This window comes from Thermoflexus sp., from assembly GCF_025055495.1.
Classification (GTDB): Bacteria; Chloroflexota; Anaerolineae; order Thermoflexales; family Thermoflexaceae; genus Thermoflexus.
Map to the genome: position 1 here is coordinate 1 of NZ_JANWXB010000187.1, position 3,696 is coordinate 3,696.

The following is a 3,696-nucleotide window of genomic DNA, read 5'->3' on the forward strand; positions in this document are numbered from 1 at the left end:
CCCCCCCCCCCCCCCCCCCCCCCGTGTGTGCGCGGGGGGGGGGGGGGGGTTTTTTTTTCTGGTTGGGGGGGGGGGGGCCCCCCGGGGGGCCCCCCCCCCACCCCCTAAACCTTCAGAGGAAAAACGAGGACCCTTGTTCGCAACGGGGCGCGTAAGCGCCCGTATCTTCTACAAGCGTTCAATCTATTGGAACGGGAGCAGGGGATGGCCATCACGACGCGAGCTCGCTCCGATCGGTCCGCAGAACCGGCGTTCATCGGCCGGGTGATCGAAGCCAGCGCCCGCACCTTTCTGGTGGGCTGCCGGCTGACCGCTGAGGACATCCCGGCCTTCGGCTCTTTCGTCCAGACCGCCCGGGGCGAAACCACCATCATCGGGGTGATCTACGATCTGGTCCTGCAGGGGGACGATCTCACCCGCATGCTCGCGCTCCAGGATGTCCCCCCTCCGGAGATCCAGCAGGATATGATCGAGAACCGCAACATCCCGGTCCAGATCGGCGTGCTCACGCTGGGCTACATGCGGGATCCGTTCACGTATTACGGCATTCCGCATCAGCCCCCGGCCCTGCTGGAGCCGGTTTACACCTGTCTGCCAGCCCAGATCCGGCGGTTTACCGAGGAGTCGGATTTCATCCGCACGTTGGTGGAGGCCCGCGAGGCCTCCGACGACGTGCTCGCCGCGGTGGTCCGCGCCGCGGCGGAGGTCCGGCTGGGTCCCCATCAGCGGGACTTCCTGGTTCAGGTCGGGCGCGAGCTGGTGCGGCTGCTGGCCGACGAGCCCACGCGTCTGGGGCAGCTGTTGCGCCGCATCCGGATGGCGGCCGGGACGCCTTAAGTCCCGGGGACGGCGTTCCGATCGGCGGTAGCGAACGTAGGGGCGAAAAATTTTCCGGTTCCACGCTCGCCCCTATGGGGCAGACCGGGGAACCGACGGGCCGCCCTCTCCGGGAGGCGATCCCGGCGGAACCGTGGTGCTGGGTTCGCACATTGACCAATGCCCCGATCGGCTTGTACGGCCTTCCAATCGCTTCCTGCAACAGCGCGCAGAACCGACCATCTGTCGGCTGGAGGTATGAGATGGACTCAGAGCTGGAGAAGATCTTCGGCGCCCGATCGACCCCCTCGGCGCAGGAGGCACGCCGGCTGGGGATGGTGATCGGCGGCTCCCTCTCGGAGGGGCTGACGGTCAAGCTGGATCCTCGCATCGCCATCGAGGGTCTGGCGGTCGGGCGCTATGTGGTGATCCGCGGCTATCGACGGCGTTTCTTCGGGATGATCACCGACATCCGGCTGGACAGCGCCAACCCGGATCTCGCCCGCATGCCCCCCGATCCGGACGATCCGCTGATCCGGGAAATGGTGGCCGGCGTCGGGGTCTTCGGCCAGATCCACGTCCAGCCGATGCTGGTCCTCGAGGAAGGCGATCCCCTCCCCCGGCCGGTGAAAACCGTCCCCGCCCACTTCTCGCCGGTTTATGAGGCGACGGAGGAAGAGGTCCATGCGATCTTCCGGCCCCGCGTGAAAGAACGGGAGGATCGCTATTTCGTCATCGGGGAGCCTCTGGATATGCCGGGGGTGCGCATCCCCCTCAACCTGGATCGTTTTGTGGAGCGCTCGAGCGGCGTGTTCGGGAAGAGCGGGACAGGGAAGACCTTCCTCGCCCGACTGTTGCTGGCCGGGGTGATCTACCACAACGCCTCGGTGGCCCTGGTGTTCGATATGCACAACGAATACGGATGGAGCGCCCCGGGGGAGGAAGGGCGCGTGAAGGGCCTGAAGCAGTTGCCGGAGTGCTTCTCCCGGGTCGTCATCGCCACCCTCGACGAGGATTCCTCCCGGCGCCGCGACAGCCGGTATGACCTGGTGGTCCGCATCGGCTACGACCAGATCGAGCCCGAGGATGTGGAGCTGCTGCGCGGGGTGATCGGCCTGAGCGAGGTTCAGATCGGCGCTCTGTATATGCTGCGGCGACGGCTGGGGCGGGACTGGCTGCGGATCCTCCTGGAGGAAGATCGGGCGCCCGTCGAAGTCGAGGAGGGAGGGGAGGAAGCCCCGCCGGATCCGTTGACGGAGCTGGTGGAGCGGGACCTGATCACCAGCAGCACCCTGGGCGCGCTCCAGCGGAAGCTGGGCCTCTTCCACCGGTTCCAGTTCCTCGTCCCCCGGACGGAAGAGGATGCCGCTCGAGCGATCCTCGGCCGCCTTCTGCAGGGCCAGAGCGTGGTGCTGGAGTTCGGGCGTTACGGCAACGACATGGCCGCCTACGTGCTGGTGGCCAACTACCTGACCCGGCGCATCCACGCGGAATACGTCCGCCGCAAGGAGGCCGCCCTGGGCGATCCGGCCCGGGAGCCGCCGCATCTGGTGATCGCCGTGGAGGAGGCTCACAAGTTCCTCCAGCCCGGCATCGCCGAGCACACGGTGTTCGGGACCATCGCCCGGGAGCTGCGCAAGTATAACGTCACGCTGCTGATCGTCGACCAGCGGCCCAGCCAGATCGACAGCGAGGTGCTCTCGCAGATCGGAACGCGAGTGCTGTGCCTGCTGGACCATGAGGAGGATGTGCGGGCGGCCCTGGCGGGGATCTCCGGCGCCTCCCGGCTCCGGGAGGTGCTGGCCCGCCTGGAGACCAAACAGCAGGCCCTGCTGTTAGGGCACGCCGTGCCGATGCCGGTGGTGGTGCGGACCCGATCCTACGATGCCTCGTTCTACGAGGAACTGGCCCGGGGCGACGGCCCGGAGGATCTGGTGGCGCGCTACCGGCGGGCCATGTGGGGAGAGGATGAGGATTAGCCGGTGGAGCGACCGCTCCTCCAAATAAGACAGACAAAGCACGACACGAAGCTCCGGAGCGCAATGGGAACCTCCGACCTCCTGGGGGCGTCTGCTTGATTGGGAAATCGATCGTTCCAGGAGGTGCGGTGATGAACGGCTGGCGCTGGTTCTGGATTTTGGGGATCGGGTTCCTGGGGGTCTGGTGGGGCGCCTGTGCGCCGGCGAGCCCGGCGGTTTCCCCGCTGGAAGGCTTTTCGCCGCTCCCAGCTCCCGTTCTCCCCACTCCGACTCCCCCTCCCGTTCCGGCCAGTCCGGGAGGTCCTTCGATGGAATCCCCTCCGGGGGAAACCATTGAACAGGCCCGGCGGGACCTGGCGGGCCGCCTGGGTGTCCCGGCCGAGGAAATCCGGGTGGTAGAGGCCCGCGCTGTGCTCTGGCCCGACACCAGCCTGGGGTGCCCGGAGCCTGACCGGGCGTATGCCCAGGTGCTCACGCCGGGCTTCCGGGTCGTCCTGGAGGCCCAGGGGCGGCGGTATGCTTACCATGGGGGGCTGGAGGGCCCCCTCGTTCTCTGCCCGTCGGAGCGGGCGCGAGAGCCGGCGATGGAGCGGCCGGGCCCATCCATTCCCATGCCGACCCCAGCCTCCGGGGAATCCGGGGAGGGATCGATGGAAGAGATCATTGAACAGGCCCGGCGGGACCTGGCCGGCCGCCTAAGTGTTTCTGTTGAGGAGATTCGAGGGGTGGAGGCCCGCGCCGTCACCTGGCCGGACAGCAGCCTGGGGTGCCCAGAACCCGGGCGGCTGTATCTGCAGGTCCTCACCCCTGGCTACCGGGTAGTCCTGGAGGCCCGGGGGCAGCGCTACGCCTATCACGCCGGACGCCAGGGTCCGCCCTTCCTGTGTCCCCCGGATCGAGC

2 protein-coding genes and 1 pseudogene are annotated in these 3,696 nt (G+C 67.8%); all 3 read left to right on the plus strand.

What is annotated here, in order from left to right; all coding sequences use genetic code 11:
* Nucleotides 1-204 precede the first annotated feature (204 nt).
* Entirely contained in the window at nucleotides 205-837 is a 633-nt protein-coding gene (locus NZM16_RS06450) for a hypothetical protein (protein ID WP_295452600.1), read from the plus strand.
* Between the two features lie 242 nt (nucleotides 838-1,079).
* Entirely contained in the window at nucleotides 1,080-2,795 is a 1,716-nt protein-coding gene (locus tag NZM16_RS06455; RefSeq protein WP_295452598.1) for an ATP-binding protein, read from the plus strand.
* Nucleotides 2,796-2,926: 131 nt separating this feature from the next.
* Nucleotides 2,927-3,696 (plus strand): annotated as a pseudogene (locus NZM16_RS06460) (hypothetical protein); the annotation flags it as partial.